Source organism: Neisseria mucosa, from assembly GCF_013267835.1.
In the GTDB taxonomy this organism is placed as follows: Bacteria; Pseudomonadota; Gammaproteobacteria; order Burkholderiales; family Neisseriaceae; genus Neisseria.
Genome location: NZ_CP053939.1, coordinates 1,378,882 through 1,394,557 on the forward strand (window position 1 = coordinate 1,378,882; position 15,676 = coordinate 1,394,557).

The 15,676-nt window shown below is 49.1% G+C and carries 15 protein-coding genes; all 15 read left to right on the plus strand.

Annotation, left to right across the window (positions count from 1 at the left end; genetic code table 11):
• Positions 1-26: 26 nt before the first annotated feature.
• The gene (locus FOC66_RS06475) at positions 27-467 is read left to right on the plus strand and encodes a TIGR01244 family sulfur transferase (protein WP_003748784.1); all 441 of its coding nucleotides are present in this window, start codon (positions 27-29) and stop codon (positions 465-467) included.
• A 422-nt stretch (positions 468-889) separates the two neighbouring features.
• Positions 890-1,186 (plus strand): helix-turn-helix domain-containing protein, encoded by a 297-nt coding sequence (locus FOC66_RS06480; RefSeq protein ID WP_003680870.1) that lies wholly within the window; start codon positions 890-892, stop codon positions 1,184-1,186.
• Positions 1,187-1,205: 19 nt separating this feature from the next.
• Entirely contained in the window at positions 1,206-3,764 is a 2,559-nt protein-coding gene (glnD, locus tag FOC66_RS06485; protein ID WP_003748787.1) for a [protein-PII] uridylyltransferase, read from the plus strand.
• A 792-nt stretch (positions 3,765-4,556) separates the two neighbouring features.
• Entirely contained in the window at positions 4,557-5,027 is a 471-nt protein-coding gene (locus FOC66_RS06490) for a pilin (RefSeq protein WP_003748788.1), read from the plus strand.
• A gap of 94 nt (positions 5,028-5,121) precedes the next feature.
• Positions 5,122-5,595 carry a pilin gene (locus FOC66_RS10815; protein ID WP_003748790.1) on the plus strand — a complete coding sequence of 158 codons (474 nt, stop codon included), beginning with the start codon at positions 5,122-5,124 and terminating at the stop codon, positions 5,593-5,595.
• A 402-nt stretch (positions 5,596-5,997) separates the two neighbouring features.
• A complete protein-coding gene (locus FOC66_RS06500) occupies positions 5,998-6,480 on the plus strand; it encodes an Lrp/AsnC family transcriptional regulator (protein WP_003684427.1) in 483 nt (160 codons plus the stop codon).
• 117 nt (positions 6,481-6,597) lie between these two features.
• Entirely contained in the window at positions 6,598-7,194 is a 597-nt protein-coding gene (locus tag FOC66_RS06505) for a DUF1415 domain-containing protein (protein ID WP_003748792.1), read from the plus strand.
• Positions 7,195-7,207: 13 nt separating this feature from the next.
• Positions 7,208-7,567: a YbaN family protein gene (locus FOC66_RS06510; RefSeq protein WP_003748795.1), complete on the plus strand. Its 360-nt coding sequence runs from the start codon at positions 7,208-7,210 to the stop codon at positions 7,565-7,567.
• A gap of 440 nt (positions 7,568-8,007) precedes the next feature.
• The gene (locus FOC66_RS06515; protein ID WP_003748799.1) at positions 8,008-9,426 is read left to right on the plus strand and encodes a sodium:proton antiporter; all 1,419 of its coding nucleotides are present in this window, start codon (positions 8,008-8,010) and stop codon (positions 9,424-9,426) included.
• Positions 9,427-9,762: 336 nt separating this feature from the next.
• Complete coding sequence (locus FOC66_RS06520) at positions 9,763-11,106, plus strand: Na(+)-translocating NADH-quinone reductase subunit A (protein ID WP_003748800.1); 1,344 nt, start codon at positions 9,763-9,765, stop codon at positions 11,104-11,106.
• A 2-nt stretch (positions 11,107-11,108) separates the two neighbouring features.
• Positions 11,109-12,341, plus strand: coding sequence for an NADH:ubiquinone reductase (Na(+)-transporting) subunit B (locus tag FOC66_RS06525; protein WP_003748802.1), 1,233 nt, complete (start codon positions 11,109-11,111; stop codon positions 12,339-12,341).
• Complete coding sequence (locus FOC66_RS06530) at positions 12,334-13,110, plus strand: Na(+)-translocating NADH-quinone reductase subunit C (protein ID WP_003748805.1); 777 nt, start codon at positions 12,334-12,336, stop codon at positions 13,108-13,110. Before FOC66_RS06525 ends, FOC66_RS06530 begins: the two co-directional genes overlap by 8 nt.
• A complete protein-coding gene (locus tag FOC66_RS06535; RefSeq protein ID WP_003684313.1) occupies positions 13,110-13,736 on the plus strand; it encodes an NADH:ubiquinone reductase (Na(+)-transporting) subunit D in 627 nt (208 codons plus the stop codon). Before FOC66_RS06530 ends, FOC66_RS06535 begins: the two co-directional genes overlap by 1 nt.
• 3 nt (positions 13,737-13,739) lie before the next feature.
• Positions 13,740-14,333, plus strand: coding sequence for an NADH:ubiquinone reductase (Na(+)-transporting) subunit E (nqrE, locus tag FOC66_RS06540; RefSeq protein ID WP_003684365.1), 594 nt, complete (start codon positions 13,740-13,742; stop codon positions 14,331-14,333).
• Positions 14,334-14,346: 13 nt separating this feature from the next.
• Positions 14,347-15,564, plus strand: coding sequence for an NADH:ubiquinone reductase (Na(+)-transporting) subunit F (gene nqrF / locus FOC66_RS06545; protein WP_003748808.1), 1,218 nt, complete (start codon positions 14,347-14,349; stop codon positions 15,562-15,564).
• The last annotated feature ends 112 nt before the right edge of the window (positions 15,565-15,676 follow it).

Sequence of the window (15,676 nt, forward strand, 5' to 3'; positions counted from 1 at the left end):
CATTTAATATAAAGAAAGGAAAAACGATGCCCATCCGTAAACTGACCGACTCCCTCTATATCGCCCCCCAACTAACCGAAGCTGATGTCCAAGAAGCCGTACGTCTCGGCATCCAAACCGTCATCTGCAACCGCCCGGACGGCGAAGAAGAAAACCAACCGGCTTTTGCCGAAGTACAAAACTGGTTTAAAGAGACCGGCATCAACCAATTCTCACACCAGCCCGTTGTCGCGCCTCAAATCAATGCAGCCGATGTTGCAGCCTTCCAAAATCTGTTGCAACAATCTCCAACTCCTATTCTTGCCTTCTGCCGTACCGGCACCCGTTGCTCCCTGCTTTGGGGTTATCATCAAGTGCAACACGGCGCATCCGTAGCCGAAGTAGTTGCCGCAGCCGAACAGGCTGGCGTCAATCTCAGCAACTTTGAAGCCCGCCTGCAAGAAGCCAAAGATAAAGGTTTGGCTTAATACCTAATTTATATAGTAACTAGTAGCCCTTAAGGCCATCAGGCCGTCTGAAACCGATTATTCAGACGGCCTGATTGCCTTAGCTTATTTTTAATTTATTTCCACTATCTTGAAGATATATTTTCTAAATTAAAATAGAATTGACCTGTGTCAATACCCCAATCCTATTTTCATTTATAATGCCTTCCAATGATTCAGGGTCATGCCCGAATCCTCCAGTTTCCTCGATAAGAGCCAGCTCTCTTATTAAATGATTTTTCTTTCCTCTTGATGTGTGTGTGTTTGGGTGTGGCTGAGTGCCACCCCCTTTTTTTATACCTACCCTCTTGAAGGCCGTCTGAAACTTTCAGACGGCCTTTCCTTTCCCCTAGCAAAAATAGTATAAAATCTCCTTATCGTTCAAACCACAAACCCAAAACACCATGGTCAACAAACTCACTCCCCCTCCCAGCCTGCCCGATCCGCAAGACCTCCGCGCCGTTATCGCCTACAATATGCGCCTCTACCGCGTCAACCACGGCTGGTCGCAAGAAGAACTCGCACGCCAATGCGGACTCGACCGCACCTACGTCTCCGCCGTCGAGCGCAAACGCTGGAACATCGCCCTTTCCAACATCGAAAAAATCGCATCCGCACTCAAAATTGCCCCTTACAAACTTCTCCTTCCACCGCAAGAAATGCTCCGCCAAATGACCGAGCCTGCCGATACCCAAGCCTAATTCACAACCAGACACCATCATGACCGCCGCCCAACAAGCCATCCAAACCTACCGGCAGCAAAAAGCCGCAGCAGAAACCGCCTACCGCCAAAACAACCGCCCTACCGTTTACTTCCGCGACCATATCGCCGCTGCCGAAACCATGCTGCAAACCCTCTGGCAAATCCACTTTCCCGACAGCGACGACATCAGCCTCATTGCCATCGGCGGCTTTGGGCGTTGCGAACTCTATCCTCATTCTGACTGGGATTTAGCGATTATTTCCACCACACCATTTTCAGACGGCCTGCAACAGCAAACCGCCCAATTTATCCAAACCCTTTGGGACGCACGCCTCAATCCCGCCATCAAAAGCGGCAGCATAGAAGAAATCCTCCAAAGCACCCAAAACGACATTACCGGCGAAACCGCCTTTCTTGAAGCACGCCATCTCCAAGGCAATCCCAACCTTACCGCCCAACTTCTAAACAAACTCAACACACGCCGCGACACAGCCGCCTTCATCGAAGCCAAACTCCTCGAAATGGAGCAACGCCACACCAAATCCCAAGGCACAGGCGCACAACTCGAACCCAACATCAAAACCTGCCCCGGCGGCCTGCGCGATATCCATACCCTGATTTGGACAGCCAAAGCACAAGGCATAGACAGTAACCCCACCGCCCTCGTTACCGCCGGCTTCCTCACCCGCGCCGAAGCCGGCATGCTGGCCCACGGCTACCGCCGCCTCGCCAACATCCGCATTCACCTCCACCTTACCGCCGACCGTCCCGAAGACAGGCTGCTTTTCGACTACCAGTCCCAAGTCGCCGAAAGCTTAGGCTATACCCAACCCGACATCCGCGGCAGAAGCGAAGCCCTGATGCACACCTTCTACCGCGCCACCAAAGCCATCAAACAACTCAACGGCATCCTCATTCCGATTCTAAAAAACCATCAAACCCCCGGCCGCCTCCAGCACATTCACCCCATCGACAGCCACTACAAACGCATCGGCCACCAAATCGCCACCAACGACCTTGCCCTGTTCGAGCAAAACCCCGAACACATCTTCACCATCATCCAAACCATGCAGGAGCAAAACATCACCACCATCGAGCCGCAAACCCTGCGCGCATGGTGGGCGGCCACACGAAAAATCAACGCCCGTTTCACCCAAAATCCAGAAAACCGCCGCCGCTTCATCCAATTCTTCAAACACGGCACCGGCCTTACCCAAACCCTCCGTTTTCTCAACCTCTACGGCGTACTGGGCCGCTATCTCCCCGCATGGGAAAAAATCACCGGCCTGCTCCAACACGACCTCTTTCATATTTACCCCGTAGACGACCATATCCTGACCGTCGTCCGCAATATGCGCCGTCTCGCCATCGAAACCCACAGCCACGAAATGCCCGAGGCCAGCGCCATCATGCAGGCCTACCCACGACCGCACATCCTCTACACCGCCGCCCTGCTGCACGACATTGCCAAAGGCCGCGGCGGCGATCACGCCAAAGAAGGCATCAAAGACGCCCAACAATTCGCCGCCGACCACTACTACACCGAAGAAGAAAGCCACCTCCTCGCATGGCTGGTTGAAAACCACCTGCTCATGTCCACCGTTGCCCAAAAAGAAGACATCCAAGATCCCCATGTCCTCCAAGCCTTTTGCCGCCGTATTCCCACACGCGAATACCTCGACGCACTCTACCTGCTTACCATTGCCGACATCCGCGGCACCAACCCCAAACTTTGGAACACATGGCGCGCCAGCCTGCTCCAAACCCTCTACCACAGCACCGCCGCCGTTTTAAACAGCAAACACCACGATCCCGAACGCCTCCCCAACCGACGCGAACAAGCCTCGACCGATCAGCTCACGCGCGCGGCCGTTCCCCTCAAAAACCAACAAAAACTCCGCCGCATCCTCGGCAGCGCATACTACGTCCGCCATCAAACACGGGAAATCCTCTGGCACACCGCAAACCTCGCCTACGACACCCAAAGTCCGGCCGTCCGTAGCCGTATCCTTCCCCAAAGCAACAGCCTTCAAGTCATGGTGTTCATGCCCAATGGCGATCGTCTTTTCGCACGCCTCTGCCGCATCTTCAGCAGCCACCGCTTCGACATCCAAGCCGCCCGCGCCTTCATTACCGAACACGACTACATCCTTGACACCTTTATCCTCCAACTTCCCGACAATCTCCCACCCGAAGAATATCCCGACCGCCAAAGCGCACTCGAAGCCGAACTCAACAGCTTCATCCACGGCAACACCACCGTCCAAAAACAAAGCGGCCGCCCACACATCAGCCGCCGCATCCGCCACATCCCCATCCCTCCTACCGTAATCATCACCCCCGAAGAAGATTATCCCGGCTGGCACACCATAGACATCACCGCCGTCAACCGCCCCCACCTTCTCGCCGACATTGCCGAGACCTTCTTCGCACACAACATCAGCCTGCGCTACGCCAAAATCACCACCTTGGATCAGCGCATTGAGGACAGCTTCATCACCTACAGCCCATCCCTACAAGACCCGCAAACCCAAAACACCCTAAAACAAGCATTGATCGAAGTCTTGACCCCATAAAGGCCGTCTGAACATCTTAAAAACATAGGGTGAGCATTTTTTGCTCACCCTAATCACATCCAAATATATAAACATCCTAAATATACCCTTCTCAAACACTCAAGAAATCCAAAGCCTTAAAATTCAAAATCAGACCTTTACTATGACATAAAACTACATTCTAAAATCATAACCCATATGAATATAATTCTAATAACAAATTTTCATTCACCTATTACACCAAACCCTCTTTAAAAATCCTTCCTGCCAAATCTTTTCCCCATTTATATTCAAACAAAATACGTATGCAAAATAAAATCTATAAAAAACAAAATAATAAAATCAAAAAATATTAAACTCACCGATTAATCCAAAAAATCACCGCCCATCCAAACCAATTAACATATTATTAAATTAAACTAAATTCTGACAAAAAACGTCACACACCCAAACTCGCACACATCCCCTGTCACAAAAAACACAAAACTGACAAAAAACGTCAACCGCCCTATTTCCCTAAAATCCTGAAACTTTCAAACAAAACCTCATAAAACTTAAAAATTAAAAAATAAACCCAATAAAAACAATAAACAAAAAATAAAAAATAAAATTTTTAACCAGTTTTGCGCACTTGGCACACAGACTGCTAGTAACAACACGTCCGATAAGGCCCAAGCCTCAAAGCAGCAAGCCCGACGGAAGCTGTATATTCCTTCTTACTTTATGGTTTACTCATAATACATAGTGCCAAGCACATTACGGACTTTTTACTTAAACATAATTATTCACACTTTCAAACTGGAGTTTTAATCAATGAAAACAATCCAAAAAGGTTTTACCCTGATCGAATTGATGATCGTCATCGCCATCTTGGGCATCCTGGCCGTAATCGCTCTGCCTGCGTACCAAGACTACACCATCCGCGCCAAAGTATCTGAAGGTCTGAGCTTGGCTGAACCAGCAAAACTGGCTGTAGCAGAAACTGCTACTGCATTAAATGGTTTGGACTCAGTTAAAGGTATCAATGGCACTGACAAAGGTAATACAGGTTACTCATTCCCTGAAAACGGCAGTGAATATGTAAAAACTATTACTATTGCGGATGGTGGCAAAATTACAGTAGAAACGAGAAATACTGGTGTAGCAAAAAGCGACGATCCAGCAAAAAGCAAAGATCCTAAGTTTACATTAACTCCCGCTCAAAAAGACCCAGAGTCTCCAATTACTTGGACATGTAAATTTTCTGGTGGCGAACCTAAACATGTTCCTGCCAACTGCCGCTAATATTGGTATTGCAGTCTAAAATATAAGCAAATCCCATAACGCGGTTATGGGATTTGCTTTATAAAAATAAAAAACTTGAAAACGATACACTCAAATGAATACCCCACTTCAAGCCCAAAAAGGTTTTACCCTGATTGAGCTGATGATAGTTATTGCCATCCTCGGTATTCTGGTTGTTGTCGCCATACCCACTTACCAAAACTATATCGGTAGGGCGCAAGCCTCCGAAGCACTGTACCTTGCCGATGACCTGAAAACCGAAATCAGCATCGCTTCAGCAGTAAATAACCGCCTGCCCAATGCAGAGGATGTCAGCAAACAAGGCACAATCGGCGTTACCGCTCAACGCATCGGCGGCACATACATCCAAAACGGTGGCGTAACGGTAGAAGCAGATACAGGCAAAATCAGCATTCCTTTCGATAAAGGGCAAAACAAAGGAAAAGTCCTGACCCTGACCCCTTATCGAATTAACAATGACTCGACTTGGTTGTTTAACTGGCAATGCGGCGGAACACTGGATCCGATGATGATTCCCGCCATGTGCCGAGATAACTCACACGGATAAGAACCAAGCATATACCCTAAGAAAAACACACAAATACATTGCAAAGAAAACACCCCAAACAAAGCCAAATACAAACGCGGAAAGCGAACAAACCAAAAGAACAAAACTCTCCAAAACAAGGTCCTTAAGAGCCTGAATCATCACATTACGAGAATAAATGCCGTCTGAAATCCATTTTCAGACGGCCTCTTTATATTTAATCCGCATCCGACAAGAAAGTTTTAACCTGATTGGTTCAGACGGCCCTCGTCTTTTCACTACTACATAAAACAAATTCGCAACACTCCTGATAAGACAATTTGTCGCCCATCTGAACTCAATATATAATTTAACCATACAAGTCTTTATTTTTAAGCATTTTTCATTTTTAAAACATACATTGCCTACATTGGGAGAAACATCATGCCTCATCTGAATTTAGATAAAACAGATTTAAAGATTCTGCAGGTTTTGCAGGAAAATGGGCGATTGAGCAATGTAGAGCTTTCTGAAAAGGTGGCACTCTCCCCTTCTCCCTGCCTGCGCCGTCTCAAGCAGCTTGAAGATGCGGGCATTATTCAAAAATACGCGGCCCAGCTTTCCCCTGTCTCTTTGGGCCTGGGTTTGCAGGCTTTTATCCGTGTTTCAATTAGCAAGGCAAAAGATGCGCGTGAGGATTTTTCCGAATCTGTCCGCGCTTGGCCGGAAGTATTGAGCTGCTTTGCTTTAACGGGTGAAACCGACTATCTGCTCCATGCCTTTTTTACCGATATGAACGCGTTTTCCCATTTTGTTTTGGACACGCTGCTTTCACACCACGGCGTGCAAGATGCGCAATCGAGTTTTGTGTTGAAAGAAATTAAAAACACGACCGCTCTGCCTTTGGTTCATTTGGTTCAGGATTAATGATTTGAAACTGATAAAGGCCGTCTGTTGTTCAGACGGCCTTTTAAATTTCTATGGTTTGCGTTCACATCCATACACTTGTATACTTTTTAAGAATAATTCACATAAGCTTTTACCATGACTGACACCGCCCATCTCGATATCGATACTGTTTCAGAACATACCAAACAATGGCTGGAAAAAGCCGTTATCGGGCTGAATCTCTGCCCGTTTGCCAAAGCGCCGCACGTTAAAAACCTGGTTCGCATCGTTGTCAGCGAAGCCCGTCATTTGGACGGTTTCCTTGAAGACTTGGATCGTGAATTGCAGCTTCTGGGCAATACGCCCGCTTCGGAATTGGAAACCACTTTGCTGGTTCATCCGACGCTGTTCCCTGATTTTGAAACCTTCAACCAAATGTTGGAAATCGCCGATGATGCGGTTGTAGAAAACGAATTGGAAGGCATTGTCCAAATTGCGCCGTTCCATCCTGATTTTCAATTTGAAGGCACAGAAGCCGACGACATCAGCAACTACACCAACCGCTCGCCCTACCCGACTTTACACCTGATTCGTGAAGACAGTATCGCCAAAGCGGCTGAAGCGTTTCCCGATGCCTCGGCAATTTTTGACCGCAATATCGCGCTGCTGGAAAAAATGGGGCATGAGGGCTGGGATAAGTTGGACATTCCGCGTTGTCCATTTCCGCATCACAAGCCGTCTGAAAACAACTAATTGGTGATGGAAGATGATTCGTCATCTATTGATTTTTTGCGGCGCATTGTCGCTTATCTTGGGCGTTATCGGCATTTTCCTGCCATTTCTGCCGACTACGCCTTTCATTTTATTGACCGCTACTTGCTGGGCACAGGCTTCGCCGCGCTTTCACAATTGGCTCTATCATCACCGCTATTTCGGCCCCATCATACAAAATTGGGAAAACAACGGCGCCGTGCCGCGCAAGGCAAAATTCTTCGCTATCGGCATGATGACCTTTTCTTGCCTGTTGATGTTTTGGCGGTTTCCGGAACGCTGGTGGATCGGTGTCATATCGTCAATCTGTTGCAGCTGCGTGGCCGTGTGGATGTGGCTGCGGCCGGAAGCATAAAATAAAGCAGGTAGGCATTTTCGCCTACCTGTTTTTGTTTTTACACCCGATTTATCCATCAAAACAATCAATAAGGCCTAAAACACCCTATTCAACCCTCATTTTTCAGACGGCCTCCATTTATTCAATCAAATGTAAATTTTAGCTAAAATTAATCTAAATTGTTTTTCTGATAGGATTATTATTAAAAATTCAAACCCCTGTTTCAAAAACACTTTTCTACTACTTTCGACTACTTCTATCTCTTTTATTTCTTTATTTGTATCAACATTTCTTTTGATTCCAATATTCTAAACCGTCCCTTAACACTTGCTTTGCGTTATACTTTCCCCTGACACAACCGCGCAGTTCGTCTGGATATTTCAGACGGCCTGAATATTTCACCGCCGTACTTTCTCAACAAAGTTCCTAACGGCGCAACAGAATAAAAAGGAAATACTATGCGCTACCTCTCGTTTTTACTGCTGCTTGCCGCCTTCCCGGCAGCGGCATCCGATTTTGACGGCTCGTCCGCCAGCCTGCTTTGGGGTCTGCCGTTTGCACTGATTCTCTTATCTATTGCACTCGGGCCTCTGTTTTTCTCCCGTATTTGGCACCACCATTTCGGCAAAATTACCGCGTTTTGGACGCTGCTGTTTCTGACGCCGTTTATCGTAACCTTTGGTTTCGGAGCAGGCGTACATACCGTTGCCCATGCGTTGGTTGAAGAATACATTCCGTTTATCCTGCTGCTTTTGGCGCTCTATACCATTTCGGGCGGTATTTTTGTCAGCGGCGACTTGCACGGCTCGCCTAAATTGAACACAACCCTGTTGGCAGTCGGCACGGCTTTATCTTCCATCATGGGGACGACAGGCGCGGCGATGTTGATGATTCGTCCGCTTTTGAAAGCCAACCATAAACGCCATTACCGCGTTCACATCGTGATTTTCTTCATTTTCTTGGTGGCCAATATCGGCGGCGGTCTGACTCCTTTAGGCGATCCTCCTCTGTTCTTAGGATTCCTGAAAGGCGTAGATTTCATGTGGACTGTCAAACACATGCTGATGCCTGTATTGATCAGTTCTGTGGTTTTGCTGGCCGTTTTCTACATCATCGACAGCCGACACTTCAACCGTGAACAAAGCGAGCACCTTGCTCCTACTCCTTCCGATAAAGAAGAAAAAGTCAAAATTTACGGCAAATGGAATTTCCTGTTACTGGCCGGTGTAGTCGGCGCTGTTTTGCTGTCCGGTTTGTGGAAACCAAATCATCCGGGCTTTGAAATCTTGGGCAGCCATTACGCCTTGCAAAACCTGATGCGCGATGGCATTTTGCTGGCTTTGACCGCCGTATCTTGGATTATCACGCCCAAACAGGTACGCGCAGGCAATGAGTTCAACTTCGAGCCGATTGCCGAAGTGGGCAAACTGTTTTTGGGTATTTTCATTACCATTTCGCCCGTCTTGGCGATTTTGAAAGCCGGTGAAGCAGGCGCACTGGGCGCTGTCGTTTCTCTGGTTCACGACGCGGCAGGCAATCCGATTAATGTGATGTATTTCTGGATGAGCGGCATTTTGTCGGCATTCTTGGATAACGCGCCGACTTATTTGGTGTTCTTCAATATGGCAGGGGGCGATGCCCAAGCCTTGATGACAGGCCATCTGTTCCATTCGCTGCTGGCCGTATCCATGGGCTCCGTATTTATGGGCGCGCTCACTTATATCGGTAATGCGCCGAACTTCATGGTAAAAGCCATTGCCGAACAACGCGGCGTACCGATGCCTTCTTTCTTCGGCTACATGGCATGGTCGGTGATTGTATTGGTACCGCTGTTTGCCCTGCATACGATGATTTTCTTCGTTTGGCAGCTCTTTTAAACTTAAGGCCGTCTGAAATTCAGACGGCCTTTTATTTTCTAACAAACCAGCAAACATAATTCTTAAATATCAATCAGTTAAAATTTTTTCGCTTTAACATTTCATTACATATCCCTACTTTTTTCCCACTTTTCCCGTAAAAATAAGCGTAAAACTGACATAAAACGGCCCATACCTGATAGAATCTAAAGCTTTGTTGTTTGCGTTTATTCGTTGTTTTTATAGCAAACCTCTGCTTTTTTCAGACGGCCCGTCCTTTGTTTCAAAGCATTACATGCCGTCTGAAAAAATAATCCGACATCCGAATATCAACCCACCAAAAAGTAACGCATCCTTATGATTAAGATAAAAAAAGGCTTAGACCTGCCCATCGCGGGCAGACCGGAGCAAGTCATTTATGACGGTCCGGCCATCACCGAAGTCGCGTTGCTTGGCGAAGAATATGTCGGCATGCGCCCCTCGATGAAAATCAAGGAAGGCGAAGCCGTCAAAAAAGGCCAAGTGCTGTTTGAAGACAAAAAGAATCCGGGCGTAGTATTTACTGCTCCGGCTTCAGGCAAAATCGCCGCGATTCACCGTGGCGAAAAGCGCGTACTTCAGTCAGTCGTGATTGCCGTTGAAGGCAACGACGAAATCGAGTTCGAACGCTACGCACCTGAAGCGTTGGCAAAATTGAGCAACGAAGAAGTGCGCCGCAATCTGATTCAATCCGGTTTGTGGACTGCGCTGCGTACCCGTCCGTTCAGCAAAATTCCTGCTGTCGATGCCGAGCCGTTCGCCATCTTCGTCAATGCGATGGACACCAATCCGCTGGCCGCCGATCCTACGGTCATCATCAAAGAAGCCGCCGAAGACTTCAAACACGGCCTGTTGGTATTGAGCCGCCTGACTGAGTGTAAAATCCATGTGTGCAAAGCTGCCGGTGCGGATGTGCCGTCTGCAAACGCTGCCAACATCGAAACACATGAATTCGGCGGCCCTCATCCTGCCGGTTTGAGCGGTACGCACATTCATTTCATCGAGCCAGTCGGAGCGAATAAAACCGTTTGGACCATCAATTATCAAGACGTGATTGCCATCGGACGTTTGTTTACTACAGGCCGTCTGAACACCGAGCGCGTGATTGCCTTAGGTGGCTCTCAAGTCAACAAACCGCGCCTTTTGCGTACCGTTTTGGGTGCAAAAGTATCGCAAATTACCGCCGGCGAATTGGTTGACGCAGACAACCGCGTGATTTCCGGCTCGGTATTGAATGGCGCGATTGCGCAAGGCGCGCACGATTACCTCGGCCGCTACCACAATCAGATTTCCGTTATCGAAGAAGGCCGCAACAAAGAGCTGTTCGGCTGGGTTGCGCCGCAGCCGGACAAATACTCCATCACGCGCACAACCCTCGGTCATTTCCTGAAAAACAAACTCTTCAAGTTCAACACAGCCGTCAATGGCGGCGACCGCGCTATGGTACCGATCGGCACTTACGAGCGCGTGATGCCGCTGGATATCCTGCCCACCTTGCTTTTGCGCGATTTAATCGTCGGCGATACCGACAGCGCACAGGCTTTGGGTTGTTTGGAATTGGACGAAGAAGACCTCGCTTTGTGCAGCTTCGTCTGCCCGGGCAAATACGAATACGGCCCGCTGTTGCGCAAGGTGCTGGAAACCATTGAGAAGGAAGGCTGATTATGGGCTTGAAACATTTTCTGGAAAAAATCGAACCGCACTTCCTGCCGGGCGGCAAACATGAAAAATGGTATGCCCTCTACGAAGCTGCGGCGACGATTTTCTATACATCCGGCGCGGTAACGCGCAAAGCGGCACACGTCCGCGACGCGCTCGACTCCAAGCGCATGATGATTTTGGTGTGGCTGTCTTTGTTCCCTGCCATGTTTTACGGCATGTACAACGTCGGCGTACAGGCATTCGGTGCGTTAACGCCCGATTTGTTGCAACAAAACATCGCCAACGACTGGCATTACGCCCTTGCCAACGCTTTGGGCATCAATATGTCGTCTGAAGCGGGCGTGTTGGGCAAAATGCTGTTCGGCGCGATCTACTTCCTGCCGATTTACGCAACCGTATTTATCGTCGGCGGTTTTTGGGAAGTTTTGTTCGCCACCGTGCGCAAACACGAAATCAACGAGGGTTTCTTCGTGACTTCGATTCTGTTTGCTTTGATCGTTCCGCCTACGCTGCCGCTGTGGCAGGCTGCCTTGGGTATTACCTTCGGCGTGGTGGTTGCGAAAGAGGTGTTTGGCGGTACGGGTAAAAACTTTATGAACCCTGCACTGGCAGGCCGTGCCTTCTTGTTCTTCGCCTATCCTGCCAATATTACCGGCGACACCGTTTGGACGGCGGTTGACGGCTATTCCGGCGCAACCGCGCTGGCTCAATGGGCGGCACACGGTGCAGACGGCCTGCAAAATACCGTTACCGGTAAATCCATCACTTGGATGGATGCGTTTATCGGTAATCTGCCCGGCTCTATCGGCGAAGTATCCACTTTGGCACTTTTAATCGGCGGCGCGTTTATCGTGTTTGCCCGCATCGCTTCTTGGCGCATTATTGCCGGCGTGATGATCGGTATGATTGCCATGTCTTCGTTGTTTAACTTCATCGGTTCGGACACCAACCCAATGTTCAGCATGCCTTGGTATTGGCATCTGGTTGTCGGCGGCTTTGCCATCGGTATGCTGTTTATGGCGACCGACCCTGTTTCCGCTTCCTTTACCAATGTCGGCAAATGGTGGTACGGCGCGTTAATCGGCGTGATGTGCGTATTGATCCGCGTGGTCAACCCTGCTTACCCCGAAGGCATGATGTTGGCGATTCTGTTTGCCAACCTGTTTGCCCCGATTTTCGACTATTTCGTCGCACAAGCGAACATCAAACGCAGAAAGGCGCGCAGCAATGGCTAAGAAATTCGATAAAGACAGCTTCAGTGGCACGCTGATTGTGGTATTGGTTGTCAGCCTGATTTGTTCCATCATCGTTGCCGGTGCGGTCGTCGGCTTGAAACCCATCCAAGAGAAACAAAAACTCCAAGACAAACAAGGCTATATCTTGAGCGTAGCCGGTTTGATGGATAAAAACACCGACATCAGCAAAACCTTTGCCGAGCGTATCGAGCAACGCGTTGTCGATTTGGCAACCGGCGAATACGTGAAAGATGCGCCGAAAGACTTCAGCGCGCGCATCGCAGGCAAAGACCCTGCCCAAAGCATCCAAATCAAACCCGAAGACGATTTGGCCGGCATCAAAAGCCGTGCCAAATACACCGAGGTTTACTTGGTAAAAGGCGATGACGGCAAAGTCAGTCAAATCATCCTGCCTATGCACGGTAACGGTTTGTGGTCTGTTATGTACGGTTTTGTCGCCATCCAACCCGACGGCAACACCATCAACGGCATCACCTACTACGACCAAGGCGAAACCCCGGGCTTGGGCGGCGAAATCGGCAATCCGTTGTGGCAACAAAAATTCGTCGGCAAAAAACTGTTTGACGAACAAGGCAAACTCGCCCTGCATGTCGGCAAAGGCGCAAGTTCGGACAAAGAACACGGCGTAGATGCCCTCTCCGGCGCATCGCTGACATCTAAAGGCGTGCAAGGTTCGTTCGCCTACTGGTTCGGCGAAAACGGCTATATCCCCTACCTGAACAAATTGAAATCAGCAGGAGCACAATAATGGCTGACATGAAACGCTTGAAATATTTGATGTTTTCACCCTTTATCGACAACAACCCGATTGCCTTGCAGGTTTTGGGTATTTGTTCGGCTTTGGCGGTTACCACCAAGCTTCAGACGGCCATCGTGATGGGTATTTCCGTAGCTTTGGTAACCGGTTTTTCCAGCTTCTTCATTTCTTTGGTGCGCAACTACATCCCCAACAGCATCCGTATTATTGTGCAAATGGCGATTGTTGCTTCCTTGGTAACGCTGGTTGACCAACTGCTCCAAGCCTTTGCTTATGAGCTGTCCAAACAGCTCTCCGTATTTGTCGGTCTGATTATTACCAACTGTATCGTGATGGGCCGTGCCGAAGCATTCGCCATGAAAGAGCCGCCGCTGGAAAGCTTGGTTGACGGTATCGGCAACGGCGCAGGTTACGGCATGATGTTGATCATCATCGCAACCATCCGCGAACTGATCGGCTCAGGCAAGCTCTTTGGCTACACCATTTTCCAAACCGTACAAGATGGCGGCTGGTATCAAACCAACGGCTTGTTCCTGCTCGCTCCCAGCGCGTTCTTCATCATCGGTTTCTTGGTATGGGGTCTGCGCACTTGGAAACCTGAACAGGCGGAGAAATAACACATGGAACATTACTTAAGCCTCTTTGTAAAATCCGTCTTTCTGGAAAACATGGCACTGTCCTTCTTCTTGGGGATGTGTACGTTTTTGGCGGTATCTAAAAAAGTATCCACCGCATTCGGTTTGGGCGTTGCCGTTACTTTCGTACTCGGCCTATCCGTCCCTGCCAACCAACTCGTTTATTCGCTGCTGAAAGACGGTGCGCTGGTTGAAGGCGTGGATTTGACCTTCCTGAAATTCATCACCTTCATCGGCGTGATTGCTGCTTTGGTGCAGATTTTGGAAATGTTCTTGGACAAATTCGTCCCTGCCCTCTACAACGCATTGGGTATCTACCTGCCTCTGATTACCGTAAACTGCGCGATTTTCGGTGCCGTATCGTTTATGGCGCAACGCGAATACAACTTCGGCGAGTCCGTTGTATACGGTTTCGGCGCAGGCTTGGGCTGGCTTTTGGCTATTGTCGCTTTGGCGGGCATTACCGAAAAAATGAAATATTCGGATGTCCCTAAAGGCCTCAAAGGCTTAGGCATTACCTTTATCGCCGCCGGCCTGATGGCAATGGCGTTTATGTCGTTCTCCGGCATCCAGTTATAAGAAAGGAATCGGCATGGAGATTATTTTAGGTATCGTGATGTTTACCGTCATCGTCTTGGTTTTGGCACTGATGATTCTGTTTGCCAAATCCAAGTTGGTGAGCGAAGGCGACATCACCATCAAAGTCAATAACGAAAAAGAGCTGACGATGCCTGCCGGCGGCAAACTGCTGGGTGCGCTTGCCAGCCAAGGTATTTTCGTTCCTTCCGCCTGCGGTGGCGGCGGCTCATGCGGTCAGTGCCGCGTTGTCGTGAAAAGCGGCGGCGGCGACATTCTGCCGACCGAGCTGTCCCACATCAGCAAACGCGAAGCGCGCGAAGGCTGCCGTCTGTCTTGTCAGGTCAACGTCAAAACCGACATGGACATCGAAGTACCGGAAGAAGTGTTCGGCGTGAAAAAATGGGAATGTACTGTCATCTCCAATGACAACAAAGCCACGTTCATTAAAGAACTCAAACTTGCCATTCCCGAAGGCGAAGAAGTTCCTTTCCGCGCCGGCGGCTATATTCAAATTGAAGCCCCTCCTCACACTGTTGCCTACAAAGACTTCGATATTCCTAAGGAATACCACGAAGACTGGGACAAATACAATCTGTGGCAATACGTTTCCAAAGTGGACGAACCGATTTTGCGCGCTTACTCCATGGCTTCATATCCAGAAGAAAAAGGCATCATCATGCTGAACGTGCGTATCGCCACACCGCCTCCACGCGTACCCGATGCGCCTCCGGGACAAATGTCTTCTTACATCTGGTCGCTCAAACCCGGCGACAAAGTAACCATCTCCGGTCCGTTTGGCGAATTCTTTGCCAAGGATACCGATGCCGAAATGGTATTTATCGGCGGTGGTGCAGGTATGGCGCCGATGCGCTCCCACATTTTCGACCAGCTGAAACGTTTGAACTCCAAACGCAAAATCACCTTCTGGTACGGCGCACGCTCCAAACGCGAAATGTTCTATGTCGAAGACTTCGACCAACTCGCGGCAGAGTACCCGAACTTCACATGGCACGTTGCCCTGTCCGACCCATTGCCTGAAGACAACTGGGACGGTTACACAGGATTCATCCACAACGTGGTTTACGAAAACCACCTGAAAAACCACGAAGCACCGGAAGACTGCGAATTCTACATGTGCGGCCCTCCAATCATGAACCAGTCCGTGATCAAAATGCTCAAAGACTTGGGCGTGGAAGACGAAAACATCCTCTTGGACGATTTCGGCGGCTAACCAACAAAAAGGAAGAAACTTCGGTTTCTTCCTTTTTTATTGCCAGGCCGTCTGAAAATCATACTTTCAGACGGCCTGAACCTTTCTTTTACGATACAATAAAGGCTTCAAA

Coding starts and splice junctions, on each gene's coding strand:
- FOC66_RS06530 (WP_003748805.1), top strand. CDS start 12,334: ATGGCTAAGAAATTCGATAAAGACAGCTTCAGTGGCACGCTGATTGTG.
- FOC66_RS06505 (WP_003748792.1), top strand. CDS start 6,598: ATGACTGACACCGCCCATCTCGATATCGATACTGTTTCAGAACATACC.
- FOC66_RS06520 (WP_003748800.1), top strand. CDS start 9,763: ATGATTAAGATAAAAAAAGGCTTAGACCTGCCCATCGCGGGCAGACCG.
- FOC66_RS06500 (WP_003684427.1), top strand. CDS start 5,998: ATGCCTCATCTGAATTTAGATAAAACAGATTTAAAGATTCTGCAGGTT.
- nqrF (WP_003748808.1), top strand. CDS start 14,347: ATGGAGATTATTTTAGGTATCGTGATGTTTACCGTCATCGTCTTGGTT.
- FOC66_RS06510 (WP_003748795.1), top strand. CDS start 7,208: ATGATTCGTCATCTATTGATTTTTTGCGGCGCATTGTCGCTTATCTTG.
- FOC66_RS06515 (WP_003748799.1), top strand. CDS start 8,008: ATGCGCTACCTCTCGTTTTTACTGCTGCTTGCCGCCTTCCCGGCAGCG.
- FOC66_RS06475 (WP_003748784.1), top strand. CDS start 27: ATGCCCATCCGTAAACTGACCGACTCCCTCTATATCGCCCCCCAACTA.
- FOC66_RS06490 (WP_003748788.1), top strand. CDS start 4,557: ATGAAAACAATCCAAAAAGGTTTTACCCTGATCGAATTGATGATCGTC.
- FOC66_RS06525 (WP_003748802.1), top strand. CDS start 11,109: ATGGGCTTGAAACATTTTCTGGAAAAAATCGAACCGCACTTCCTGCCG.
- FOC66_RS10815 (WP_003748790.1), top strand. CDS start 5,122: ATGAATACCCCACTTCAAGCCCAAAAAGGTTTTACCCTGATTGAGCTG.
- FOC66_RS06535 (WP_003684313.1), top strand. CDS start 13,110: ATGGCTGACATGAAACGCTTGAAATATTTGATGTTTTCACCCTTTATC.
- nqrE (WP_003684365.1), top strand. CDS start 13,740: ATGGAACATTACTTAAGCCTCTTTGTAAAATCCGTCTTTCTGGAAAAC.
- glnD (WP_003748787.1), top strand. CDS start 1,206: ATGACCGCCGCCCAACAAGCCATCCAAACCTACCGGCAGCAAAAAGCC.
- FOC66_RS06480 (WP_003680870.1), top strand. CDS start 890: ATGGTCAACAAACTCACTCCCCCTCCCAGCCTGCCCGATCCGCAAGAC.